The 24,291-nt window shown below is 69.7% G+C and carries 25 protein-coding genes and 1 tRNA gene; 10 read left to right on the plus strand and 16 right to left on the minus strand.

From position 1 onward, the window contains the following. Positions 1-4 precede the first annotated feature (4 nt). The 7 genes from ACI2L1_RS12565 (at position 5) to ACI2L1_RS12595 (ending at position 5,685) form a co-directional block, all read left to right on the plus strand. Positions 5-175 (plus strand): hypothetical protein, encoded by a 171-nt coding sequence (locus tag ACI2L1_RS12565; protein WP_404739311.1) that lies wholly within the window; start codon positions 5-7, stop codon positions 173-175. Positions 176-177: 2 nt separating this feature from the next. Then, complete coding sequence (gene ssb, locus ACI2L1_RS12570; protein ID WP_404739312.1) at positions 178-633, plus strand: single-stranded DNA-binding protein; 456 nt, start codon at positions 178-180, stop codon at positions 631-633. A gap of 151 nt (positions 634-784) precedes the next feature. Further along, a complete protein-coding gene (locus ACI2L1_RS12575; protein ID WP_404739313.1) occupies positions 785-1,582 on the plus strand; it encodes a hypothetical protein in 798 nt (265 codons plus the stop codon). Then, positions 1,579-2,505 (plus strand): bifunctional DNA primase/polymerase, encoded by a 927-nt coding sequence (locus ACI2L1_RS12580; protein WP_404739314.1) that lies wholly within the window; start codon positions 1,579-1,581, stop codon positions 2,503-2,505. The genes ACI2L1_RS12575 and ACI2L1_RS12580 overlap by 4 nt, the downstream gene beginning before the upstream one ends. Before the next feature lie 190 nt (positions 2,506-2,695). Beyond that, positions 2,696-3,946: a DUF3631 domain-containing protein gene (locus ACI2L1_RS12585; RefSeq protein ID WP_404739315.1), complete on the plus strand. Its 1,251-nt coding sequence runs from the start codon at positions 2,696-2,698 to the stop codon at positions 3,944-3,946. Positions 3,947-4,111: 165 nt separating this feature from the next. Beyond that, on the plus strand, positions 4,112-4,321 hold the full coding sequence (locus tag ACI2L1_RS12590) for a helix-turn-helix transcriptional regulator (protein ID WP_380986526.1): 210 nt from the start codon (positions 4,112-4,114) through the stop codon (positions 4,319-4,321). Then, positions 4,318-5,685 (plus strand): tyrosine-type recombinase/integrase, encoded by a 1,368-nt coding sequence (locus ACI2L1_RS12595; RefSeq protein ID WP_404739316.1) that lies wholly within the window; start codon positions 4,318-4,320, stop codon positions 5,683-5,685. Before ACI2L1_RS12590 ends, ACI2L1_RS12595 begins: the two co-directional genes overlap by 4 nt. A 154-nt stretch (positions 5,686-5,839) precedes the next feature. Here the strand turns inward: ACI2L1_RS12595 and ACI2L1_RS12600 are convergent. Continuing rightward, positions 5,840-5,921, minus strand: a tRNA-Tyr gene (locus tag ACI2L1_RS12600). A 236-nt stretch (positions 5,922-6,157) separates the two neighbouring features. Here ACI2L1_RS12600 and ACI2L1_RS12605 point away from each other — a divergent pair. Then, entirely contained in the window at positions 6,158-6,646 is a 489-nt protein-coding gene (locus tag ACI2L1_RS12605; RefSeq protein WP_020120527.1) for a YajQ family cyclic di-GMP-binding protein, read from the plus strand. A gap of 93 nt (positions 6,647-6,739) precedes the next feature. Here the strand turns inward: ACI2L1_RS12605 and ACI2L1_RS12610 are convergent, their stop codons facing one another. Then, a complete protein-coding gene (locus ACI2L1_RS12610; protein ID WP_391318121.1) occupies positions 6,740-7,006 on the minus strand; it encodes a GlsB/YeaQ/YmgE family stress response membrane protein in 267 nt (88 codons plus the stop codon). A 226-nt stretch (positions 7,007-7,232) separates the two neighbouring features. Between ACI2L1_RS12610 and ACI2L1_RS12615 the strand changes: the two genes are divergently transcribed. Continuing rightward, positions 7,233-8,501 (plus strand): APC family permease, encoded by a 1,269-nt coding sequence (locus tag ACI2L1_RS12615; protein ID WP_404739317.1) that lies wholly within the window; start codon positions 7,233-7,235, stop codon positions 8,499-8,501. A gap of 8 nt (positions 8,502-8,509) precedes the next feature. On the opposite strand, the gene ACI2L1_RS12620 is transcribed toward ACI2L1_RS12615, so the two are convergent. The 14 genes from ACI2L1_RS12620 to ACI2L1_RS12685 all read right to left on the minus strand — a co-directional run bounded on the left by ACI2L1_RS12620 (position 8,510) and on the right by ACI2L1_RS12685 (position 22,760). Further along, positions 8,510-9,079 (minus strand): SMI1/KNR4 family protein, encoded by a 570-nt coding sequence (locus ACI2L1_RS12620; protein ID WP_404739318.1) that lies wholly within the window; start codon positions 9,077-9,079, stop codon positions 8,510-8,512. Between the two features lie 74 nt (positions 9,080-9,153). Beyond that, the gene (locus tag ACI2L1_RS12625) at positions 9,154-10,311 is read right to left on the minus strand and encodes a barstar family protein (protein ID WP_404739319.1); all 1,158 of its coding nucleotides are present in this window, start codon (positions 10,309-10,311) and stop codon (positions 9,154-9,156) included. A gap of 16 nt (positions 10,312-10,327) precedes the next feature. Then, entirely contained in the window at positions 10,328-10,720 is a 393-nt protein-coding gene (locus ACI2L1_RS12630; RefSeq protein ID WP_404739320.1) for a YccF domain-containing protein, read from the minus strand. Further along, positions 10,717-11,580 (minus strand): zinc metalloprotease HtpX, encoded by an 864-nt coding sequence (gene htpX, locus ACI2L1_RS12635; RefSeq protein WP_404739321.1) that lies wholly within the window; start codon positions 11,578-11,580, stop codon positions 10,717-10,719. The genes ACI2L1_RS12630 and htpX overlap by 4 nt, the downstream gene beginning before the upstream one ends. A gap of 211 nt (positions 11,581-11,791) precedes the next feature. After that, complete coding sequence (locus ACI2L1_RS12640; RefSeq protein WP_404739495.1) at positions 11,792-13,294, minus strand: NADH-quinone oxidoreductase subunit N; 1,503 nt, start codon at positions 13,292-13,294, stop codon at positions 11,792-11,794. Between the two features lie 56 nt (positions 13,295-13,350). Beyond that, a complete protein-coding gene (locus tag ACI2L1_RS12645) occupies positions 13,351-14,925 on the minus strand; it encodes an NADH-quinone oxidoreductase subunit M (RefSeq protein WP_404739322.1) in 1,575 nt (524 codons plus the stop codon). 6 nt (positions 14,926-14,931) lie between these two features. Beyond that, positions 14,932-16,926, minus strand: a complete 1,995-nt coding sequence (locus tag ACI2L1_RS12650; RefSeq protein WP_404739323.1) for an NADH-quinone oxidoreductase subunit L — start codon at positions 16,924-16,926, stop codon at positions 14,932-14,934. Then, positions 16,923-17,339: an NADH-quinone oxidoreductase subunit NuoK gene (nuoK, locus tag ACI2L1_RS12655; protein ID WP_404739324.1), complete on the minus strand. Its 417-nt coding sequence runs from the start codon at positions 17,337-17,339 to the stop codon at positions 16,923-16,925. The genes ACI2L1_RS12650 and nuoK overlap by 4 nt, the downstream gene beginning before the upstream one ends. Further along, positions 17,339-18,166 carry an NADH-quinone oxidoreductase subunit J gene (locus tag ACI2L1_RS12660; RefSeq protein WP_404739325.1) on the minus strand — a complete coding sequence of 276 codons (828 nt, stop codon included), beginning with the start codon at positions 18,164-18,166 and terminating at the stop codon, positions 17,339-17,341. Before ACI2L1_RS12660 ends, nuoK begins: the two co-directional genes overlap by 1 nt. After that, positions 18,163-18,759: a NuoI/complex I 23 kDa subunit family protein gene (locus ACI2L1_RS12665; protein ID WP_404739326.1), complete on the minus strand. Its 597-nt coding sequence runs from the start codon at positions 18,757-18,759 to the stop codon at positions 18,163-18,165. The genes ACI2L1_RS12660 and ACI2L1_RS12665 overlap by 4 nt, the downstream gene beginning before the upstream one ends. 2 nt (positions 18,760-18,761) lie before the next feature. Beyond that, complete coding sequence (locus ACI2L1_RS12670) at positions 18,762-19,730, minus strand: NADH-quinone oxidoreductase subunit H (RefSeq protein WP_404739327.1); 969 nt, start codon at positions 19,728-19,730, stop codon at positions 18,762-18,764. Next, complete coding sequence (locus ACI2L1_RS12675) at positions 19,727-21,664, minus strand: NADH-quinone oxidoreductase subunit C (protein ID WP_404739328.1); 1,938 nt, start codon at positions 21,662-21,664, stop codon at positions 19,727-19,729. The genes ACI2L1_RS12670 and ACI2L1_RS12675 overlap by 4 nt, the downstream gene beginning before the upstream one ends. Beyond that, a complete protein-coding gene (locus ACI2L1_RS12680; protein ID WP_404739329.1) occupies positions 21,661-22,347 on the minus strand; it encodes an NADH-quinone oxidoreductase subunit B in 687 nt (228 codons plus the stop codon). The genes ACI2L1_RS12675 and ACI2L1_RS12680 overlap by 4 nt, the downstream gene beginning before the upstream one ends. Beyond that, positions 22,338-22,760: an NADH-quinone oxidoreductase subunit A gene (locus ACI2L1_RS12685; RefSeq protein WP_404739330.1), complete on the minus strand. Its 423-nt coding sequence runs from the start codon at positions 22,758-22,760 to the stop codon at positions 22,338-22,340. Before ACI2L1_RS12685 ends, ACI2L1_RS12680 begins: the two co-directional genes overlap by 10 nt. A gap of 197 nt (positions 22,761-22,957) precedes the next feature. On the opposite strand from ACI2L1_RS12685, the gene ACI2L1_RS12690 reads away from it, so the two are divergent. Beyond that, a complete protein-coding gene (locus ACI2L1_RS12690) occupies positions 22,958-24,175 on the plus strand; it encodes a sensor histidine kinase (RefSeq protein ID WP_404739331.1) in 1,218 nt (405 codons plus the stop codon). The last annotated feature ends 116 nt before the right edge of the window (positions 24,176-24,291 follow it).

Here is a 24,291-nt window from a genome sequence, read left to right on the forward strand (position 1 = left end):
CGACGTGTTCGAGATCCGCGTCATCTGCGAGCCCACCGACACCGACCGCATCAGCCAGGCCCTGGCCGCGGCTTTCGCAACCGGGCCCGCCCGCCAGTACCCCACCCGCGACCGCAAGCGCGTGCGCCTATACCTCACCGCCGACCACCAGCCCACCGAATCTGAGAGCGAGTGACCATGTCGTTCGGAGAAACCCCGATCACCCTCGTCGGCAATCTGACCGACGACCCCGAGCTGAAGTTCACCGACGGCGGCGCCGCGCTGGCGAAGTTCACCATCGCCGTGACCCCGCGCACCTTCGACCGGACCGCGAACGCGTGGAAGGACGGCACCACCGCCTTCTACCGCTGCGCCGCGTGGCGACAGCTTGCCGAGCACATCGCTGACAGCCTCAAGAAAGGCTCCCGCGTCGTCGCCAACGGCCGGATGCGCCAGCACAACTGGACCACCGACCAGAACGAGAAGCGCTCCATGCTCGCCATCGAGATCGACGACATCGGCGCCTCCGTCCGCTTCACCACCGTGACCATCAACGCCAAGCCCGCCTCTCAGAACGGCCCCGGCGGCAACGACCCGTGGGCCACAGACAGCGGGTCCGCCGGAGCGCCGACGGACGCCGAACCCCCGTTCTAGCTGCACCAAGGGCGGCCCCCCACTCTCGCCAAAGATCACGGGGCCGCCCTTGCCAGCCAGTCACCCATCAAGGAACTGGAGACCACCCAGCATGACTCAACCCCTCCCCATTCGGCGAGCAGAGCGCCCACCGCGAACGCACGGTGACGTGATGCGCGTCGTCATGTGGTCCGGCGGCATTACCTCATGGGCTACCGCCCGCCACGTCATCGCCCAGCACGGCACGGCCAACACGGTCCTGCTTTTCGCCGACACACTGGCCGAAGACGAGGACCTGTACACGTTCAACGAGCAGGCCAGCGCCCAGCTTGGCGTGCCGATCACTCGTGTCGCCGACGGCCGCGACCCCTGGCAGGTCTTCGAAGACAAGCGGTGGCTCGGCAACACCCAGCTCGCGCACTGCGCCCTTGAACTGAAGTTGAAGATGTGCCGCGACTGGCTGGCCACCAATGACCAGCTCACGTTCGACAACACGATGCTGTACATCGGCCTCGACTGGTCGGAGCCCGACCGTATCCCCGGCAACCGGGCCAGTTGGGCACCGTGGCGGGCGGAATACCCGCTGACCGATCCTCCGTACCACGACAAGGACCTGTTGCGGGCAGAGGCCCGCGCGGCCGGGCTGATCGACCCGCGCCTGTACCGGCTCGGCTTCGCGCACAACAACTGCGGAGGCATGTGCGTGAAGGGCGGTCAGGCCCAATGGGTGCGGCTGCTGAAGGTCTTCCCCGAGCGGTACGCCCGCGCCGAAGCCGCGGAAGATAAGATGCGCCGCCTACTCGGCAAGGACGTCTCGATCCTGCGGGATCGCCGGGGCGGCACAACGAAGCCGCTCACGCTGGCCACGCTGCGCTGCCGCGTCGAAGAGGAACCGGAACAGCTCGACTTGTTCGATGAAGGCGGCTGTGGCTGCTTCACCTCCATCGCACCACAGGAGGCTGCGGCATGAGTGAACCGCCGATCGTGGCCCTGGAGAGCCTGCACCTGCTCGCCGCGGCCCTGTTGTGCGGCGAGCGGGGTTGGCCGGTCCTCCCGGTGGTTCCGGGCGCCAAGCGGCCCGCCGGGCACCCCGAACGCTCCTGCCCCCGCACCGGACGCTGCGCGGGCGGGCACCGCACCCCGGAACAGCGGGCCACCACCGACCCCGAGTTGATCCAGGCGGCATGGGCCCACCGCCCGTACAACGTCGGGATCGCCACCGGACCGGCCGGTCTGGTCGTCGTCGATCTGGACGTGTGCAAGCCGGAAGAGCCAGAAGGAGCGCCTGACGGCGCCACTTCCTTCAAGGCGCTCTGCGAGCGCGCCGGACAGCCCTACCCGCTCACCTACCAGGCGCGGACTCCCAGCGGAGGGGCCCACCTGTACTTCACCACCCCACCCGGCGCGCGGCTGAAGTGCAGTGTGAACCGGCTCGGGGCCCACATCGACACCCGCGCGTGGGGCGGCTACGTCCTCGCCGCCGGCAGCACCACCGATCAGGGCGCCTACGAGGTCACCGAGGCTGCCCCCGTGATGCGGCTGCCCGCCTGGCTCGCCGACCTGCTCGACAAGCCCACCGAACCCACGGCCCCGGCCACGCTCGCTCCGGTGCGCGACGGCACCAAGGCCGCCCGCACCGCGCTGGAAAGGGAGTGTGCGGTCATCCGGGCCGCGCGCGAGGGCGGGCCGAACGGCCGCAACAACACGCTGCACCGCAGTGCGTGCAAGGTGGCTCGGTTCGTCGCCTGGGGACACATCTCCCGCCAACTGGTCGAAGAGGCAATCCAGGCGGCGGGAGAGTCGACGGGACTGTCGGCTGCCGAGTGCCGCACAACCATCCGCAGCGCCATGGACTGGATTTCGGCGCACGCGACACCGCGGGAGGCTGTGTGACCGCCTCTCGCTCCCCCGCCCTGGATTGCCTCCCGCGCGCCGCGTACGGCCCGTACGACGCCCAACCGCCCCGCTCTGAGCGGGCGGTGGGCGTCCGAAGGGGCGACGCCGAAGGCGTCCTTTCAGCTCTTCGCTCCGACGACCGCGACCTGCACCCGTCGCGGAGCTCCCAGAAAGGGAGGTCCCCCGCATGACCGACACCGTGCCTGCCCAGGTGTCCATCGACGGCGCGGCCCTGCTCGATGAGGTCGAAGCGTTCCACCGCCGCTTCAACGTCTTCCCCCGCGAGGCCGCCTACGTCGCCGTCACCCTCTGGGACGCACACGCGCACCTGATCGACGCGTTCGACGGCACCGCCCGCCTCGCGTTCCTCTCTCCCGAGCCGGGATCGGGCAAGTCCCGCGCCCTGGAGATTGTGGAGACCCTCACCCCGCGCGCGGCTACCACCGTCAACGCCTCCGCCAACGCGCTGTTCCGGCTGGTGGAGGCCGACGGAGGAACCCCGACGCTGCTCTTCGACGAGATCGACACTGTGTTCGGGCCCAAGGCCGGTGGCAACGAAGAGGTCCGCGGCTTCCTCAACTCCGGCTACCGACGCGGCGCCAAGTCCCTGCGCTGCGTCGGCGACGGCTCCAACCAGAGCACCGAGTGGTTCTCCTCGTTCTGCGCGGTCGCCATGGCCGGACTCGGCTCCCTGCCGGACACGATCCTGACCCGCTCGGTCATCATCCGCATGCGCAAGAAAGCACCCAACGAGAAGGCCGAACCGTACCGTCGGCGCGTCCACGAGAAGCAGGGCCATGCCCTGCGTGACCGGCTCGCCAAGTGGGCCGACACCATCAGGGACGACATCGCCGCGGCCTGGCCGGAGATGCCCGAGGGAGTCTCCGACCGGCCCGCCGACGTGTGGGAGCCGCTGCTCGCGGTCGCCGACGCGGCCGGCGGGCACTGGCCCGAGCGAGCCCGCGCGGCCTGCCTGGAACTGGTCCGTGCCGCTGGCGAGGGCAGCGGTTCCTCCATCGGCATCCGGCTGTTGACCGACCTGCGCGACAAGGTGTTCTGCGGAGCAGAGCGCATGCCCACGGCTGCGATCCTCGAACTCCTTCACCGGATCGACGACGCGCCCTGGGCAGACATGGACGGCAACGGCAAGCCCCTCAACGCCCGCTCGCTGTCCAAGATGCTCGGGGAGTACGTCACGGCGAAGAACGAGCCGATCGGGCCCCGATCCATCCGCACCACGCGAGGTGTCCCCAAGGGCTACTACGCCGAAGATCTCGCTGACGCGTGGCTGCGCTACTGCCCCCCGCCCCCCGAGAAAGCCGCTACATCCGCTACATCCGCTACACCGCAGGTCAGCGGGGGTGAATCCGTAGCGGAAGAGCTTCCCGGCATCCGCTACATCACCTCACAAGTCGCTACCAGCGACCGCACGGCGTAGCGACACCTATCCGCTACATCCCGCCCATCCGCTACACACGCCAGGCCCCTGACCTGCGCTGTAGCGGATGTAGCGGATGTAGCGGATTCCCAGAGGGGCCGCGCGAAGGTTGCGACGGCCCCTCTCGTTCGTCTTCCCCTCCTGCCGTCTCAAGGAGACCCCGACATGGCCACCCCTTCCCGTCGTCGTCGCGAGCCGAAAGACGAACTGGTGCCGCTCAGCGACGTGTTGGACGAGATCGGCATCACCCGAGCCACCTGGTACCGGTGGCGTGACCGCGGCTACACGCCGGAGGCGCGGCGCACGCCGTCCGGCCGCATCTGTGTGCGCCGAAGTGTTCTGGACGCCTTCAAAGAAGAACTGGATGCCGCGTGACTGAATGGACCTACGACGTCAAGATCTGGGCAATCCGCAAGCGTGATTCGACGCGGAAGCCCTACCAAGTTCGCTGGGGTACCGGGACTCGCCCGCACTCGGAGTCCTTCAAGACGTCAGGCCTGGCAGAGAGCCGCCGGGCCCAGCTCATGACGGCCGCTCGCAAGGGCGAGCCGTTCGACGTGGAGAGCGGCCTGCCTCAGTCCTTGCTCACCAAGGAGCGGGACATCTCGTGGTACGAGCACGCCCGCAACTACATCTCCATGAAGTGGGACCACTCCCCCGCATCGACACGTCGCACGCTCGCTGAAGCCATGGCAACCGTCACGCCTGCCCTGGTGAAGAACACCAAGGGCATGCCGGACCCGCGAGTCGTACGCACCGCCCTCTACAGCTGGGCGTTCAACAAGAACCGCTGGCAGGAGGATCCCCCGGCCGAAGTGGTCAAGGTGCTCGCCTGGTTCGAGACGAAGTCCCTGCCCACATCCGCTCTGGCAGACCGTATGCAGGTCCGTGCCGCGCTAGATGCCCTGACCAAGAAGCTCGACGGCAAGACGGCTGCCGCAAGCGTGATCCGCAGGAAGCGGGCCATCTTCCACAACGCCCTCGGGTACGCCGTAGACGCTGAACTCCTGTCGGAGAACCCCCTGCCGCGTGTCCAGTGGAAGGCGCCCGAACAGGTCGAAGAGGAGGTTGACCCGGCGTGCGTGCCGGACCCTGCCCAGGCTGCGAAGCTCTTGGCCGCTGTGCGGGACCAGAGCCCCCGTGGTCGGCGCCTGATGCCGTTCTTCGGCTGCATGTACTACGCCGCGGCGCGGCCAGCTGAAGTCATCGGCCTGCGTCTCCAAGACTGTGACCTCCCACGGCGCGGATGGGGGAAGTTGCGGCTGAGGGAGACGCGACCCCGATCCGGCTCAGCGTGGACGGACAGCGGCGAAGCTCACGACAAGCGAGGCCTGAAGCACCGCCCCCGGAAGGCAGTGCGAGTAGTCCCGATCCCGCCGGACCTGGTCGCACTGCTCCGGTGGCACGTCATGGCGTACGGCACAGCTCCGGACGGCCGGCTGTTCCGCACACAGCGCGGTGGGCTGATCCAGGACACCGGGTACGGGGAGGTCTGGGCTGAGGCTCGAACGCGAGCCCTGACACCTGCTCAGCGGGGGTCGGCACTGGCCAAGCGTCCTTATGATCTCCGTCACGCGGCTGTCTCTACCTGGCTCAGCTCTGGCGTAGAACCTCAGCTCGTAGCGAAGCGCGCCGGCCACAGTGTGGCCGTGCTGTTCCGTGTCTACGCAAAGTTTCTCAGCGACGGAGACGAAGCGGCGAATGCCAAGATCTCCGCTCGCCTGGAGGGGCGGTCGTAGCAGGCCGAAATTCCCGGCCACGTCTGGGCCACGCAGTTCGAGACGGAGCGTTCGAACGCGAGACAGAGCGAGACAGCGCGTCGATCGCCAGGACACACGACAAGGGGCCCGTGACCAGCTGTTTTGGCTGGTCACGGGCCCCTTGTTTTCCGTGTGGCGGCGCCAGGATTCGAACCTGGGAAGGCTGAGCCGGCAGATTTACAGTCTGCTCCCTTTGGCCGCTCGGGCACACCGCCGGGGGTTGCTGCCCTTCGAACCGCCTTTCGGCGGTGCTCCGTGGCAACGACGTAAACAATACCCGATGCCGAGGGGTGCTTCGCCACCCGATTGATCTGCGCCCGGAGGCCATGGGGTGGCTAGGCTTGGGCGGATGCGGCCCGGGTTGACGCCGGGCTCGGCGCCCGCCCCCACGTACGCCGATACGCATCCGTACGCACGCAGACACGCACCCCGATACAAGGAGCCACAGGACATGGCCGACTCCAGTTTCGACATCGTCTCGAAGGTCGAGCGGCAGGAGGTCGACAACGCCCTCAACCAGGCCGCCAAGGAGATCTCTCAGCGCTACGACTTCAAGGGCGTGGGTGCCTCGATCTCGTGGTCCGGTGACAAGATCCTCATGGAGGCGAACTCCGAGGACCGGGTCAACGCCGTCCTCGACGTCTTCCAGTCCAAGCTGATCAAGCGCGGGATCTCGCTGAAGGCGCTCGACGCGGGCGAGCCGCAGCTTTCCGGCAAGGAGTACAAGATCTTCGCGTCGATCGAGGAGGGCATCTCCCAGGACAACGCGAAGAAGGTCGCGAAGATCATCCGTGACGAGGGCCCGAAGGGCGTGAAGGCCCAGGTGCAGGGCGACGAGCTGCGGGTCAGCTCGAAGAGCCGTGACGACCTGCAGTCCATCATCGCCCTGTTGAAGGGCAAGGACTTCGACTTCGCGATCCAGTTCGTGAACTACCGGTGAGCTGCTGATCCATCGATCCACCGATCCACGAGGAAGGGTGGGCACCTGGCGGGTGCCCACCCTTCTCGCCTGCTGGCTGCGGTTCGGGGGGTGTCAGTCGCGCGAGTTGCCGAACAGAAGACGGTAGGCGATCAGGAGCACGAGCGAACCGCCGATCGCGGCGGCCCAGGTGGCCCCGTCGTAGAAGCTCTTCGTGACCGGGTGGTCCAGCCAACGGGCGGATATCCAGCCGCCGATGAACGCGCCCGCGACACCGATGAGGGTCGTCCCGATGAAGCCGCCCGGGTCGCGGCCCGGCAGCAGGAACTTGGCGATGGCTCCGGCCAACAGCCCCAGAATGATCCAGCCGATGATGCTCATGCCCTGAACCTGCCCTTCCGCGCTGTGCCCGCACTGTCGGGCGACTGTGATCTACGTCCCGGCAGACTCTGCGGGTGCCCATGCGCATGGGTCGTACGGCGTGCTCGTACGACGTACTCGTGCGGCTTGCGTTTCGGTGTTCGTCGAGCGGGTGTTCGCGTCTTGTTGCTGCAGAGGACGTCAGGGCCGTGCCCCGCGGTTGCACCGGATCAGTAGGGTGCGGCCCATGACGCAATCCGGTGCGGAACTGCGACGCACGCTGGGAGTGGGCGACGCCGTCGTCATCGGGCTCGGCTCGATGATCGGCGCGGGGATCTTCGCCGCCCTCGGCCCGGCCGCACACGCGGCCGGATCCGGACTGCTGCTCGGACTCGCGGCCGCCGCCGTGGTCGCCTACTGCAACGCCACGTCCTCGGCCCGGCTGGCCGCCCTGTATCCCGCTTCCGGCGGCACGTATGTGTACGGGCGGGAACGGCTCGGTCCATTCTGGGGTTATCTCGCGGGCTGGTCGTTCGTGGTCGGGAAAACGGCCTCCTGTGCGGCGATGGCTCTGACGGTGGGGGCGTACGTCTGGCCGGGCCAGGCCCATGCCGTGGCCGTCGCGGCCGTCGTGGCGCTGACTGCGGTGAACTACGGCGGGATCCAGAAGTCCGCCTGGCTGACCCGGGCGATCGTGACGGTGGTCCTCGCTGTCCTCGCTTCCGTGGTGGTCGTGTGTCTGGGGTCCGGCGCGTCCGAGGCCGGCCGGCTGGATGCCGGGGGCTCCGGCGGCGTGGGCGGGGTGCTGCAAGCTGCCGGTCTGCTGTTCTTTGCTTTCGCGGGGTACGCGCGTATCGCGACCCTCGGTGAGGAGGTACGGGACCCCGCGCGCACCATCCCTCGCGCGATCCCTCTGGCCCTGGGCATCACGCTGGTCGTGTACGCGGGTGTGGCGGTGGCTGTCCTTTCCGTGCTGGGTGCCGATGCTCTGGGGCGTGCGAACGCGCCGCTGGCCGAGGCGGTGCGGGCGGCCGGGGTGCCGGGGCTTGTGCCGGTGGTGCGGGTGGGTGCCGCCGTGGCTGCCCTCGGCTCGCTGCTCGCCCTGATCCTGGGCGTCTCACGGACGACGCTGGCCATGGCCCGGGACCGGCATCTGCCCGGCCCGCTGGCCGCAGTGCACCCTCGCTTCCAGGTGCCGCACCGGGCCGAACTGGCCGTGGGCGCGGTGGTCGCGGTCCTTGCCGCCACGGTGGACGTGCGGGACGCGATCGGGTTCTCCTCCTTCGGTGTGCTCGCGTACTACGCGGTGGCCAACGCGTCGGCCTGGACGTTGAGTTCGGCTCCGGCTGCCCGGGTGGTGCCGGTGGTCGGGCTGCTCGGGTGTGGGGTGCTGGCGTTCGCGTTGCCGTGGGTCTCGGTGGCCGTGGGCGCGGGGGGGCTGGCGGTCGGGGCGGTGGCGTACGGCGCGCGGAAGTGGTGGGCCCGCGGTAGGTCGGTCGGAGGTACAACCCCCTGAAGGGACTGTCAGGAAGCCCGGGCCGGCGGTGACGTGCGTATGCGGAACTCCTCCCAAGGGGTCATCTCCAGCTCCTCGTTCATCTCCTCGTACCAGCCCTTGCCGTCGACCCAGGTGCTCAGCCAGTCCGTGAGGGCGGGGGCGTCCACGAACCAGGAGTGTTCGCAGTCGCCGGCGTTCGGTTCGAAGAGCAGGACGGGGGCTTCCGGGCTGTGGCAGTCCACGCACGCGTACATCGCGCAACCCCAGTGGGATATCGGCAGGACGCCCTCGGGCCAGGGCCAGTCCGGGTCCTTGCGGCCGCTCTTGCGGTTGGCGAGGTACTGCACAACGGCTGCGGGCTCACCGGCCGGAGGGCTGTCGAGCAGGGGCAACAGGCCGTACTCCGGGCCGAATCCGCCGTCTCCTATGCGCAGGTAGAGGTCGGCGAGCAGCTGCGGCAGGCGGAAGCCCAGCGCGGCCTCAGCGCGGGTCAGGGTGGCCGCGTCCACCGGCTCGGGGAGGGAAGTCCAGCCCCACGGACGGGTGTTGCGGGCCTTGTCCGCCACCCGTGCCAGCAACTGCTCGCTCTCGGTCATGCATTCATGATGCAGGGTGGCACTGACAGTCGGGCAGGCCTGTGGACAACCGCCGGGTTGTGGAAAACCTCGGGTCAGGCGAGGCGGACGGCCACGCGGTTCTCGGTGAGGAAGGTGACGAGTTCACTGAAGGTCGGGGGGCGGTGGACGGCTTCCGGGGTGACGCCCAGGCATCGGCGGGCGACTTCGGAATCGTGCCAGACCAGGCTGAGCGGCGGGGCAGCTCCCCAGCGGCCTCGCAGACAGTCGTTCAGAGCGTTAAGGCCCCAGCCGAAGTAACCGCCGGGGCCGTTGACCGCCTCGCCCAGGGCACAGAAGAAGCCGGGTAGGTCGGTGATGTGGCGGCCGTCGATGTGGTACGTCGTGTCCGGCGACCGGTCCGGGCGGCCCTGCTCACGATTGTCGCGAGCTGTCCCGAGCCAGAAGCGGCGTCCTTCGGTGCCGCAGAGCGCCCAGCGGTTGGGAGCCTTGGGTCGCCCCTCGTCCCACAGCTCCCACACTTCTCGCGCCGCGAGCGGTGGCCGTTCCGACCACATGTCGAGGGTGAGGTCGACCAGTCCGGGACCGCGTGCGGACGGGATCCAGGCCCGCAACTCGCCCTCGGCGGCGGCCTGCACGGGGCGCCCGGAGCAGTCGACGCGCTGGAGCTTCGCATGGCCGAGGTCCTCCTCCCCCGAGTCCAACGCAGCCTTCAGAGCACCGCGTGGCGAGCAGCCGAGCAGACGTGCCGGGGGTTCCATGGGGTCGTTCCGCAGCTCGCGGATCCGGGCCAGGTCACGGCATCTGCCGTACGATCCGCCTTCCGGGCCCGACAGCCGGTAGCCCGGCGACAGCGGCGGGCATCTGGGGTAGTCGTACGGGTTGTGGTCAGGTTCGGTGCCCTCGATCGTGACGTCCCAGAGGGTCAGGTCGCGCGGGCAGGGGCAGTCGCCGAGGACGCGCACGGCTTCCAGGTGCCATTCGCCGACCGCTGCACCGGCCTTGTCGAGGATCTCCAGGGCGAGTTCGCCGAGGGGTGCCGAGCCCGAGGCCCGCGCGTGGGCGAGGGCTTCACCCAGTGGGCCCTCGGGAACGCAGCCGAGGAGTTCGTACGTCTCCCGGACCGGAGGAGGCGGGTTGGCGAAGAGGTCGGTGACGTCCTGGCAGAAGGCCCAGGTCTCCTCGTAGCCCTCCTCGCCCTCGAACTCGGCTTCCCGGTCGTACGACAGCAGGACGTACTTCGGTGCCCCCACTCCCCCGGCCCGCCTGTCAGCGGGTCGCGAACGGCTCGTCCGTGGGGACGATTTCGCGGCCCAGTGGGAACAGGGACACGGGGATCAGCTTGAAGTTGGCGATGCCGAACGGGATGCCGATGATCGTCACACAGAGGACGAGACCGGTGACGATGTGGCCGATGGCCAACCACCAGCCGGCCAGGACCAGCCACAAGACGTTGCCGACGCAGGAGGGCGCGCCCGCGTCCCGGCGCTCGACGGTGGTGTACCCGAAGGGCCAGAGGGCGTAGACGCCGATGCGGAACGCCGCAATCCCGAACGGGATGCCGATGATCGTGATGCAGAGCAGCGCGCCTGCGGCCAGGTATGCGAGGAACAGCCAGAAGCCGCTCAGGACGAGCCAAATGACGTTCAGGATGGTTTTCATTGGGGGCGACCTGCCATCTTCTCGAGCCGGGCGATGCGCTCCGCCATGGGCGGGTGCGTCGAGAACATCTTGGACAGTCCCTGGCCTGGGCGGAAGGGGTTCGCGATCATCATGTGGCTCGCGGTCTCGATGCGCGGCTCGGGGGGCAACGGCAGTTGCTTGGTGCCCATTTCGAGCTTGCGCAGGGCGCTGGCGAGCGCGAGGGGATCGCCGGTGAGCTGGGCGCCCGACGTGTCCGCCTCGTACTCCCTGGAGCGGCTGATGGCCAGCTGGATGAGGGTGGCCGCCAGCGGGCCGAGGATCATGATCAGGAGCATGCCGAGGAGGCCGGGTCCGTCATCGTCGTCGGAGCGGCCGATGGGGATCAGCCAGGCGAAGTTGACCAGGAACATGATCACGGAGGCGAGTGCGCCGGCGACCGACGAGATCAGGATGTCGCGGTTGTAGACGTGGCTCAGTTCGTGGCCGATGACGCCGCGCAGTTCGCGCTCATCCAGGATGCGCAGGATGCCTTCGGTGCAGCACACGGCCGCGTTGCGCGGGTTGCGGCCCGTCGCGAAGGCGTTGGGTGCCTCGGTCGGCGAGATGTACAGGCGCGGCATGGGCTGGCGGGCTTGGGTGGAGAGGTCACGGACCATGCGGTACAGGGCCGGGGCCTCGAACTCGCTCACCGGGCGGGCGCGCATCGCGCGTAGAGCCAGCTTGTCGCTGTTCCAGTACGCGTAAGCGTTGGTGCCAAGCGCGATCAGGACGGCCACGATCAGCCCCAGGCGGCCGAAGAGGCTGCCAATGACGATGATGAGTGCGGACAGTCCCCCGAGGAGTACTGCCGTCCTGAGCCCGTTGTGCCGGCGGTGCACGGTACGCCCTCCAAGTGGTGCAGCAGGGGAACCCTTTGTTTGCTGGTCTCCGATGTGCGATGCCACAGGTCCGTGTTGTCACGTCCAGTGGACCCTCCCGTTCTGCTCAACGCCAGGCGAGGGTCACTAGTTCCCTTGTGCGTACGGAGGCCCAGGTGGGCCGTCTGGGTGACGGTCCGGGAGGGGCGTTTCGGGTACGTCGGGGCCCGGTTCAGAAGAGTCCGGTGTCGGCGAAGCGCAGCACCAGTTGGGGCGCGCCCGAGAGTGCGACGCCGAGGACTCCGGTCAGGGCGAGTGCGGCGGTGAGAGGGGCGGGGACGCGGTGGGCGGCTGGTTCGCCCTCGGGGGCCCGGAACAGCAGGGTCGTCCACTGGAGGTAGTAGAAGAGCGCGATCACGACGTTGACGGCCATGACCACGGCGAGCCAGCCGAGGCCCGCGTCGACGGCCGCCGAGAAGACGGTGACCTTGGCGAAGAGGCCGATGATTCCGGGCGGCAGCCCGGCCAGGCAGAGCAGGAAGAAGGCCAGGAGGAGGGCGGCGAGCGGATTGGTCGCGTAGAGGCCGCGGTAGTCCGTGATGCGGTTCGCGGCCCTTGTACGGCCCACCAGCGCGGCCACCGCGAAGGCACCGAGGTTCACGGCGGCGTACATGAGCGCGTAGGCGAGGGTGGAGCCGACGGACCGCTCGGCGTCGTCGGAGTAGGCGGCCGCGGCGATCGGGACGAGGAGGTAGCCGGCCTGGCCGACGGAGGACCAGGCGAGGAGGCGTACGGCGCTGTACGCGCGTGTTGCCTGCTGGCGCAAGGCGCCGACGTTGCCGACGGTCATGGTGAGCGCGGCGAGCGCGGCGAGCGCCGGGCCCCAGACGTCGGCGTACGACGGCAGGGCCACGACGGTGAGCAGGATCAGGCCGGAGAAGCCGACCGCCTTGCCGACGACCGACAAGTAGGCGGCGATCGGGAGGGGCGCGCCTGCATAGGTGTCGGGCACCCAGAAGTGGAAGGGCACCGCGGCTGTCTTGAAGGCGAAGCCGACGAGGGTGAGGACGACGCCGGTCTGGGTGAGGGTGTGGAGCTGTCCGTCGACGTTCTGGATCCTGTCGGCGACCTGGGTGAGGTAGAGGGTGCCCGTGGAGGCGTACACGAAGCTGATGCCCATGAGGCTGACCGCGGTCGCGGTGACCGAGGACAGGAAGAACTTCAGCGCCGCCTCGGAGGACTTGCGGTCGCCGTGGCGGATGCCGACGAGGGCGAAGGCAGGCAGGGAGGCGACTTCCAGGGCGACGATGAGGGTCGCCAGGTCGCGGGAGGCGGGCAGGAGGGCCGCGCCGGCAGCCGAGGAGAGCAGCAGGAACCAGTACTCCCCTTCGGGGAGTCTCTTGTCGGCGTCCTTGAGGGTCGTGACCGACAGGAGTGCCGTGAGGAGGGCGCCGCCGAGGACGAGGAACTGGATGACGAGCGTGAAGCGATCGGCCGTATAGCTGCACACGTCTGTGTCGCCGGTCAGGCAGAAGGTGCTGCGGTCGCCGTCCAGGAGGGGCAGCAGCAGAAGCACTGAGGCGGCCAGGCCCGTGACCGACACCCAGCCGAGCAGGGCCTTCTTGTGCTCGCCGACGAACAGGTCGGCGACGAGGACGACGAGTCCGACGACCGCGGCGATGGTGGGCGGCGCGATGGCGAGCCAGTCGACGGACTGGACGAGGTTCGCGGCCATCGCGGCCTGTGGCTCGGCCGGAGAGGCAAATGGCTGGGCCACGGCGGCCAGGGTGCTCATCGGTTGCCTCCTGCGAGGAGCTGCTGCACGGCCGGGTCGGTCAGGCCCAGGAGAGCCTTCGGCCACAGGCCCGCTACGACGGTGAGGGCGACGAGCGGGGTCCAGGCCGCGAACTCGTATGTGTGAACGTCGGCCAGTTGGGGGGCGTCCTGAGGGATGGCGCCCATGCAGACACGGCGGACCACGACGAGCATGTACGACGCCGTGAGGAGGGTGCCGAAGGCACCGATCGCCATGAAGGTGAGGAAGGCAGGGCGGCTGAGGTCGTCGGCGGGGTTGAAGGCGCCGAACAGTGCCAGCATCTCGCCCCAGAATCCGGCGAGGCCGGGCAGGCCGAGCGAGGCGACCGCACCGAAGGCGAGCAGGCCGCCGAGGCGCGGGGCCTTGCCGTACAGGGCGGCGCCGGTCCCTTCGGCCAGGGTGTCGAGGTCGGTGGTGCCCGTGCGGTCCTTGAGTGCGCCGACCAGGAAGAACAGGAGGCCGGTGATGAGGCCGTGGGCGATGTTGGCGAACAGGGCGCCGTTCACGCCGGTCGGGGTCATGGTGGCGATGCCGAGCAGGACGAAGCCCATGTGGCCGACGGAGGAGTAGGCGATGAGGCGCTTGAGGTCGCCCTTCGCTCCCCGCTTGGCGAGGGCCAGGCAGGCCAGGGATCCGTAGATGATCCCGACGACGGCGAAGGCCGCGAGGTAGGGCGCGAAGTCCCGGAAGCCGTCGGGCGCGATCGGCAGCAGAATTCGGACGAACCCGTACGTACCCATCTTCAGCAGGACACCGGCCAGCAGGACGGAGCCGACGGTCGGGGCGGCGGTGTGGGCGTCGGGCAGCCAGCTGTGCAGTGGCCACATCGGGGTCTTGACCGCGAGCCCGATCCCGATCGCCAGAACGGCGATGACCTGCACGGATGTGGTCAGCGACCGGCCGTTGTCAGTGGCGAGTGCCACCATGTCGAATGTGCCCGCCTTGATCCCGATCAGGAGCAGGCCGAGCAGCATGACGACCGAGCCGAGCAGTGTGTAGAGGATGAAGCGCCAGGCGGCGGCCTGACGGTTCTCGCCGCCCCAGCGGGCGATGAGGAAGTACATCGGGATGAGCACCATCTCGAACGCGAGGAAGAACAGCAGCAGATCGAGGACGGCGAAGGTCGCGAGGGTGCCGGACTCCAGGACGAGCAGCAGGGCGACGAAGGCTTTCGGGGTCGGTCCCGCAGGCATTTTGAAATAGGAGTAGAGCGCGCAGAGGAAGGTCAGCAGCGCGGTCAGGACCAGAAGGGGGAGGGAAATGCCGTCGATGCCGAGGTGGATGCGCACGTCGAGTGCGGGGATCCAGCTGATGTCGGTCGTGGCCTGCATCTTCGACGGATGGTCGTGGTCGAAGCCGAGCGCGAGGACGACCGCGGCGATGAGGATCACGCCGGTGACCGTCACACCGTGCCGCAGCACTGCCAGCTCGGGCGATTTCCCCTTCAGTCCGGGTGGGGCCGGCAGCAGAGCCGTGACGGCGCCGAGGAGCGGGCCGGCCACGATCAACGCCAGAAGGAACTGCATCACGGACTCGTTGATATCGATCACGCCTGCTCACGCTCCCGTGGCGACGAGGACGACGGCGACCGCGAGGACGACGGTGCCGGCGAGCAGGGCGCTCACATAGGTCTGCAGATTGCCGGTCTGGGCACGTCGGACGGCGGCGCCGAGCGAGCGGGGCAGCGCGCCCGCGCCGCGTACATAGGTCTCGACGACCTCGCGATCCAGGAACCTGACGAGGGTGGCTCCGGCCTGGACCGGGCGGACGAGGACGGCCGTGTACAGGGCGTCCAGGTGGAAGCCGACGGCCGCGTGGCGGTGCAGGGGGCCGAGCAGCAACCGTCCGGGGTCCGCGGGGTCGGGTGCGTAGGCCACGTCTCCGTAGGCGGGCTCGTGGGTGGCGATGGCCTCGGCCTCGACCAGTCCGGCGTCGCCCTCGGGGTGGGCGGCGACCGCACCGAGCGGGACGCGGGCCGCGACCGCGCTGGTGTGCCTCCAGGCCGCATAGGTGACGATGCCGCCGACCAGGGCCGCGCCGGTGCCGACGACGGAGGTGGTGAGGGTCGGGGTGAGGTCGCGGCCGTCGAACCAGTCGGGCAGCACGCGGTAGGCGAGCGCGCCGAGGGCGAGGGACGGGACGGCGAGGACCCACAGCACCACGGTCATCGTCAGGGGCTGGCGGCCGTGGTCGGGGGCCTCGACGCCCCGCCCGTGGAAGGCCAGCAGCCACAGGCGGGTCGCGTACGCGGCGGTGAGCAGGGCCGTGAGGAGGCCGGCGAGGAGGGTGATCCAGCCCGCGGCGCCGGGGGCGTGCTCGGTGTGACCGGTGGCCACGTGCTCGGCGGCGCCGAGGACTGACTCCTTGGAGAAGAAACCGCTGAAGGGCGGGATCGCAGCGAGCGCGAGGAGCGCCACGGTCATCGTCCAGAAGGCGTCGGGGACTCGGGCGCGCAGGTCCTTCATCCGGGACATGGCGGCCAGTGAGTTGGTACCGGCGGCGTGGATGATCACGCCGGCCGCGAGGAACAGCAGCGCCTTGAAGGCGCCGTGTGACAGGAGGTGGAAGACGGCGGCACCGCGGTCGCCGACGGCGAGGGCGCCGGTCATGTAGCCGAGCTGGCCGATCGTCGAGTACGCGAGGACACGCTTGATGTCGTCCTGGGCGAGCGCGGCGAGACCCGAGCCGAGCATCGTGACGGCGGCCATGGCGGCGAGGACGACCATCGCGGCCTGGGAGGCCTCGAAGACCGGGAGGAGGCGGGCGATGAAGTAGACACCGGCGGCGACCATCGTCGCGGCGTGGATGAGCGCGGAGACGGGTGTGGGGCCCGCCATCGCGTCGGGGAGCCAGGTGTGCAGCGGGAATTGCGCCGACTTGCCCGCCACGCCGGCGAGGAGGAGCAGGGCGATCAGGGTCGGGTGGTCGAGTCCGCCGTGCGCGATGGTGCCGAGGACCTTCGTGATCCGGAAGGAGCCCGCGTCGGTGGCCAGCGCGAACAGGCCGATCAGAAAGGGGACGTCGCCGAGCTTGGTCACCAGGAATGCCTTGATGGAGGCGGCGCGGGCCTCCGGGGTCTCCCAGTAGTGGCCGACCAGGAAGTACGAGCAGATGCCCATGATCTCCCAGCCGACCAGCAGCAAGATCAGGTCGCCGGAGTAGACGACGAGCAGCATCGCGGAGGTGAACAGGGAGACGAGAGCGGCGTACGAGGGGTAGCGCGGGTCGTCGCGCAGATAGCCCGTCGAGTAGATCTGCACACAGGTGGCGACAAAGCCGACCAGAACGGCGACGAGGGCGGCGAAGCCGTCGATGTGCAGGGCGAGTTCGATCGGGACCGAACCGGTCGGAGTGAGTTCGGTGGCGGCGTTCACCGTCTGGTCACCGCCCTGGCGTACAGCGACCACTGCGGCTAGCGCGAGCGCGGCCAGGGACGGCAGGACGGCGAGCGGGCGGACGAAGCCGGGGGCGGTGCGGCCCAGAAGCAGGCCGCATGCGGCTCCGAGGAACGGAAGGAGAGGGACGAGGACGGCGAGGGTGGTCGTGGTCACGCGGTGGCCTCAGCCTTCCCGGTCCGCCCGGACCGTACGGTCTGTTCGGCCGTGTGGGCGTCGCTGTCGGAACCGACGGGGCCGTCGGGTTCGTGGCCCTCGGCGGTGTCGCGGAGCTTGTCGATGTCGGCGGTGCCGCGATTGCGGTGCACGGCCAGGACGATCGCGAGGCCGATGCCGATCTCGGCGGCGGCGATGGCGATGGTGAACAGGGTCAGGGCCTGGCCTGAGTGCAGGGTGTCCTCGGCGGCCCTGCTGAGCCAGACGTCGAAGGCGACCAGGTTCAGGTTGACGGCGTTGAGCATCAGCTCGACCGACATCAGGACGAGGATCGCGTTGCGGCGGGCGAGGACGCCGTAGAGACCGGTGCAGAAGAGGAGGGCGGAGAGTACGGCGGGATAGGCGAGGTGCATCAGCGTGCGCCTTCCTGGTCGGCCGACTCGGGTCCCTGGGCGGGCTTGGTTGCCTGGGCGGACTCGGTTGCCTGGGCGGGCTGGGTTGCCTGGGCGGACTCGGTTGCCTGGGCGGGCTGGGTTCCCTTGACCGGCCCAGTTCGCTTGGCTGACTCATTTCGCCCGATCGGGTGATTACGGGAATCCGGGGCGGATGGGGAACTACCGGTCGCGGCTCGGGAGTTCACAGGGGGAGAGCTCGACTCCGCCTTCGCCTTGCGGGACAGGACGATCGCGCCGACCAGTGCCGCGAGGAGCAGGACGGAGAGGGCCTCGAAGGGGAGGACCCAGTTCTGGAACAGGCTCGCACCGGTGGCCTCAGTGGAGCCGGCGGCAGGGCCGTCCAGGTCGATCCAGGTGGTGCGGAAGGCGTCGGCGACCACCCAGACCAGAGCGGCCGCCGCGGCGAGGGCCACGGCGAGGGCGGCCCAGCGGTTGCCGGAGTCCGCGTCCGGGGAACGGCCGATGGGGGCCTTGGTGAGCATCAGACCGAACAGGAGGAGGACGACGACAGAACCGACATAGATGAGGACCTGCACCCACGCGATGAACTCCGCGGTGAGCAGGAGGTATTCGACGGCGAGGCCGCCGAGGGCCACCACCAGCCACAGGGCGGCGTGCACCAGTTGCCTGGTGGTGACGGTGATGATCGCGGCACCGAAGGTGGCCAGGCCGACGAGCAGGAAGGCGATCTCGACGCCGGTCGGGGAGAGGAAGCCGTGGGTTTCAGCGGCGGTTGTGGTCAGCGCGGGGTGCACCGCCGTTGCGGTGGCTGCGGCGAGGCTCACGAAGCGCCTCCCTCGGGGGCGTTCGGCCCCGACTGCGACCCCGGCTGCGGTCCGGACTGCGGTTCCGCCTGCGTGGCCGCCAGCTTCTCGGCGGTCTTGCGGGCGGTCGCGATCTCCTTCGGTTCCTCCGCGCCGGGATCGAGGGCCGGTGGGGCCGGGACGGTCCACATCCACTCGCGGAGTTTGTCCCGCTCGTGGGTGAGGTCGCGGATGTCGGTCTCGGCGTACTCGAACTCCGGGGACCAGAACAGGGCGTCGAAAGGACACACCTCGATGCAGATACCGCAGTACATGCAGAGGGAGAAGTCGATGGCGAAGCGGTCCAGGACGTTGCGGCTGCGTTCGCGGCCACCGGGGGCCGCCGCCGGGACCGTCTCCTTGTGGGAGTCGATGTAGATGCACCAGTCGGGGCACTCACGGGCGCAGAGCATGCAGACCGTGCAGTTCTCCTCGAACAGGCCGATCACACCGCGGGTGCGGGGCGGGAGGTCGGGCTGGGTGTCGGGGTACTGCTCGGTGACGGTCTTCTTCGTCATCGTGCGGAGGGTGACGGCCAGACCCTTGGCCAGACCCGAGCCAGGAATGGGGGCCATGGTTACTGGATCACCACCTTGACGATGCCGGTGAGGGCGATCTGGGCGAGGGAGAGGGGAACGAGGAGGGTCCAGGAGAGCTTCTGGAGCTGGTCCTCGCGCAGGCGGGGATAGGTCACGCGGAGCCAGATGACGACGAAGGCGAGCACGGCCGTCTTGAGGAGGGTCCAGACCCAGCCGAGACCGTCGGCACCCCAGGGGCCGTGCCAGCCGCCCAGGAAGAGGACGGTGGTGAGGCCGCACAGGACGACGATTCCTGCGTACTCGGCGAGGAGGAAAAGGGCGAAGCGGAGGCCGGTGTACTCGGTGTAGGCACCGAAGATGATCTCCGAGTCGGCGACGGGCATGTCGAAGGGAGGGCGCTGGAGTTCGGCGAGGCCGGCGACGAAGAAGACGATCGCGCCGACGATCTGCCAGGGCAGCCACCACCACTCGAAGGCGTCGAGGATGCCGGGGAGGGAAACGGTTCCGGCCGCCATTGCCACCGAGGCGGCGGTGAGCAGCATCGGGAGTTCGTAGGCGAGGAGTTGTGCGGCGGTGCGGAGGCCGCCGAGGAGGGAGAACTTGTTGGCGGAGGCCCAACCGGCCATGAGAGAGCCGAGGACACCCACGCCCATCACGGCGAGCACGAAGAACACGCCTGCGTCGACGACCTCGCCGACAGCGCCCTCGCCGGGGCCGATCGGGATGGCGAGGAGGACGAGCAGGTAGGGCAGGAGGGCGACGGCGGGGGCGAGCTGGAAGACACGGCGGTCCGCGCCCGCCGGTACGACGTCTTCCTTCTGGGCGAACTTCACGCCGTCCGCGACGAGTTGGGCCCAGCCGTGGAAACCACCGGCGTACATCGGGCCGAGGCGGCCCTGCATGTGGGCCATCACCTTGTGCTCGGTCTGGCCGATGATCAGGGGGAAGGTGAGGAAGACGACGAAGACGATCAGGAGTCGCAGGGCGACGTCGAGAGCGTCGTTCACTGCGGGCCTCCTGCGGGCTTGTCGGGGGTGGCGGTGTCGGGGGTCGAGGGGTCGTCCGGGGTGGAGTCGCCGGGGCCCGGGGCGTGGTCGTGGGGATCCGGGTCGGCGGCCTCGGGGTTCGGGCCGGTGTCGTCGGGAGCTGGGGCGGGGTCTTCAGGATGGCCGGGGGTTTCGGGAGTCTCGGAAGCGTTGGGCTCCGTGGACGGGCTGGGGGCTTCGGCGGCCTGAGGGGCCTGGGGGGCCTGAGGGGCCTGGGGGGCCTGAGGGGCCTGAGGGGCCTGAGGGGCCTGAGGGGCCTGAGGGGCCGGAGAAGACTCGGAGTCCTCGGGATCCCTGTGCTCCTGAGAAGGATCGGGCGCCCTGGAAGTCCCGGGCTCTTCGGAAGTCTCCGGCTCCCCAGGAGCCTTGGGCTCCTCAGAGGTCCTCAGCTGTTCAGGAGTCCTCGGCTCCTCGGAGGTCCTGGGCTGCTCGGAGCGCTCAGTGGGCTCGGTCGTCTCCGGCACGGGAGTCCCCACGGTCTCCGGGGCGGCGAAGGCCGGGCGGGCGTGGTGCCACGGTGCGTCCGGGCTGCGGGGGGCGGTGGGAGCCTTCGGCGGGGCGGGGTTCGTGCTCGTGTCGTCGGCCGACGGCTCGGGGCCGGTCGTGGCGCGCTGGCTCGCGGAACCGGCCGAGGCGCTGCGTGACCGACGGGGTCCGGCCGGGGCACCGCCCGCTGCTCCCGAGCGCCGCGTTGCGTGGGCGTCCGAGGCAGGGGTGTCTGACGTCGGCGCGGGCGAGTTCCGCGACGGGGCATCCGGCGTTGAGGCCGGCGAGCCGGTCGCGGGGGCGTCCGACTGGGGTGCGTCGTCGGCCGGGGGTGCCGAACCGTCGGCGGTGTCCTCGACTCCGGGTGCTGTCTGGCCGGCCGAGCCTTGCGCAGCGGAACGCGTACGCCGGGACACGCTCGTCGGCGAGGCCTCCGGACCACCGCCGGTTTCCTCCGCCACCCTGGGCGCGGTCTGACTCGCCGAGCCCTCGGCCGCCGAACGCGCACGACGCGCGCCGCCCGCCGCAGCCCCGGCCCCGGCCCCACCAACCGACGGCTCCACCTGACTCGCCGAACCCTCCGCCGCCGAACGCCCACGACGCGGGTCGGCACCCGCCGCCGCCGTTGCCCCAAACGCCTCAGCCTGACTCGCCGAGTCCTCGGACGCCGAACGCCCACGAACCCGACCAGCCGCCCCAGCCCCAGCCCCACCGGCCGACGCCTCCGCCTGACTCGCCGACCCTTCCGCCGCCGAACGCGCGCGACGGACCGGGCGTTCGCCCGGGGTGCGGGATGGACGTTCGCCCGCGGTGCGGGTGGGGCGGGCTGGGGCGGGGGGAAGCTGGCCCTTCAGGGGGCCCCATTCGTTCGGGTCGGGGACTCCTGGGGGGAGCATCTGGCGGCGTTTGGGGCCGCCGTGCTCGGACTCGCCCGGTTCCTTTGCGCCGGGCCAGGACTTGGCGACTCGGGCGGCCAGGACGAAGTCCTTGCGGAGGGGGTGGCCCTCGAAGGTCTCAGGGAGGAGCAGATGGGCGAGGAAGGGGTGGCCTTCGAAGGTGACGCCGAACATCTCGTGGGTCTCGCGCTCGTGCCAGGCGGCGCCCGCGTAGATGTCGACGGCGGTGGGCAGGGCGGGGGTCTCGTGGGAGATCGTCGTGCGGAGCAGCAGGCGCCGTACCGGGGCGAGGGCCGCCACGTGGGCCGCCACGCGGAAGCCGGTGCCGGGTTCGTCGACCGCGCTGAGCCAGTCGAAGTACGTGCAGCCCAGTTCGTCGCGGGCCACGCGCAGTGCGGTGAGCCAGGTCGTGGGCGGGACGTCCACGGTCAGGACCTCGTAGGACTCCTCGGCGGTGGCCTCCGGGCCGAAGAGTTCCTCGGCGGGGGCGGGGAGCCAACCGACAGCGGTCACCGCGCGTCCCCCTCGTCCGCAACCTCCGGCGCCTCCGAAGCCTCCGAAGTCCCCGGAGTCCCCGGGGCACTCGCAGCCGCCGAAGCCCCCGAACCACCCGAAGCCACCGGCCCCTGCACCAACCCGCTCTGCAGCGCCGCGACCGATGCACCACCCCCAGCCACCCCGTACCGCTCCCCCAGCGACTCCCTCGCGATCTTCTCCTGGAGCTTCAGGATTCCCTGGAGCAGGGCTTCCGGGCGCGGCGGGCAGCCCGGGACGTACACGTCCACCGGGATGATCTGGTCGACGCCCTTGGTCACGGAGTAAGAGTCCCAGTACGGGCCACCGCAGTTGGAGCAGGCGCCGAAGGAGATGACGTACTTGGGCTCGGGCATCTGCTCGTACAGGCGCTTCACGGCCGGCGCCATCTTGTCCGTGACCGTGCCGGAGACCACCATCAGGTCGGCCTGGCGTGGGCCCGGAGCGAAGGGGATGACGCCGAGGCGGATGAAGTCGTGGCGGGCCATCGACGCGGCGATGAACTCGATGGCGCAGCAGGCGAGGCCGAAGTTGAAGACCCAGAGGGAATACCGGCGGCCCCAGTTGAGGATCACCTTCATCGGCTCGGGGGCGAGGCGGGCGAGGGCGCCCAGCCGTTTCGGCTCCGGGAGCAGAACAGGCTCCGAGGGGGTCACGTCCATGCCAGGACACCCTTCTTGTACGCGTACAACAACCCCACGGCGAGGAAGCCCAGGAAGATGAACATCTCCACGAGCGTGGTCGCGCCGTAGCCAGGTGCCGCGAACACCGTCGCCCACGGGAACAGGAAGATCGAGTCGACGGCGAAGATGACGTACAGGAAGGCGTAGACGTAGTAGCGGACCTGGGTGTGGGCCCAGCCCTCGCCGACGGGGTCGACTCCGCACTCGTACGTCAGGAGCTTCTCGGGGGTGGGGACCACGGGTCGCAGCAGGCGGCCGGCTCCGAAGGCGACCGCGACGAACAGCACGCCGACGGCAATGAGCAGTCCGACGACCGAGTACGACTGGAAGTAGTCCGCCGCGACGACGGTCGGATGGACGACGGTTGCATCGACGACGGTCGGTTCCGGCACGTCCGCCCCTCGCTCCTTGTGGACACCGCTGCGTGAACACCGCTGTTCGACGATCTGTACATACGGGAGTCTAGGCCCTCGTAAAGACACGGTAAGCAGCCCGTCACCCGGTGAAAGACCGGGGTGGGGTTTTCCCCAGCAAGTCGCGGCGGTCCGCCTCATGGCGCGCGGCGGTCTCGCGCGGCACGCTAGCCCATATGACCGAACGCCACTCCTCCCCGAGCCGTGCCGTGACCGCGAGAAAGAGCAGCGAGGGTGGGCGGCTGCCGCCCGCCCGTTTCGCGTATGACGCGCACACCTGGAAGGAGATCGCGCACCTTCTGGCGAACCTTCCCGTGTCGATCTTCGGCTTCACCTACGTCGTGACGGTGCTGTTCACCGGTTTCTGGCTGACCGTCACGGTGATCGGGTTCCCGCTGCTCGCGGCCGGGCTGCTGGGCGCCCGGCAGCTGGGCAAGCTGGAGCGGGCACGGGCCCGGGGGCTGCTCGGGGTGCGGGTGGACGAACCGAGTCCGCTGCCGTGGCGCACCAAGAACGGCGGCAGCGGCTTCTTCCCCCAGCTGTGGATGGGCATCAAGGACCCGGTGGGCTGGCGGACGGTGCTGTACGAGTTCATCCGTCTGCCATGGGGCATTGTCACCTTCACCATCACGCTGACCTCGTTGTTCGTACTGTGGCCGGTGCTGCCGTTCATCGCGCGGGGCCTCGCCAACGTGGACCGGGCGATGGTGCGCGGTCTGCTGTCGCCCTCCGACGAGCTGGAGCGCCGTATCGCGGAGCTGGAGTCGGACCGGGGGGTCGTGGTGGACGCCGCCGCGTCGGATCTACGGCGGATCGAGCGTGATCTGCACGATGGCGCGCAGGCCCGGCTCGTCAACCTGGCCATGGGGCTCGGCCTCGCGAAGGAGAAGCTCCTGGAGGACCCGGAGTACGCGCAGGCGATGGTCGCGGAGGCGCACGGCGAGGTGAAGCTGGCGCTGCAGGAGCTGCGGGATCTGGCGCGGGGCATCCATCCCGCCGTACTGACCGACCGCGGGCTCGACGCGGCCCTGTCGTCGGTCGCCTCGCGCTGCACGGTGCCGGTGAAGGTGACCGCCGACCTCGACGCGCGGCCGGTCGCGGCGATCGAGGGCATCGCCTACTTCACCGTTTCCGAGCTGCTGCAGAACATCAGCAAGCACAGTGGGGCGCGGTCGGCGTCGGTCGACGTGTGGCGGTCGGAGAACCGGCTGCTGATCCAGGTGCGGGACGACGGCCACGGCGGCGCCCACCTCGACGGCGGCACCGGCATGCGCGGGCTCGCGGAGCGGCTGGACGCGGTGGACGGCCTGTTCGTCATCGACTCCCCGCCGGGCGGTCCGACGGTCGTCACGGCGGAGCTGCCGTGGCGGGACCGGGCGGCCGGGAAGCCGTAACGGCGAAGGGGGTGGGGAAAACCCCCCTTCCAAGACGCCGACGGCCTCCATGGTCCGTTGAGCTGCGGCCCAGCAGGGTGGAGATACGACACCACAGGCGCGGGACGAGAGAAGAA

Origin of the sequence: Streptomyces sp. NPDC019531 (assembly GCF_044903305.1) — a bacterium.
Taxonomy (GTDB): Bacteria; Actinomycetota; Actinomycetes; order Streptomycetales; family Streptomycetaceae; genus Streptomyces.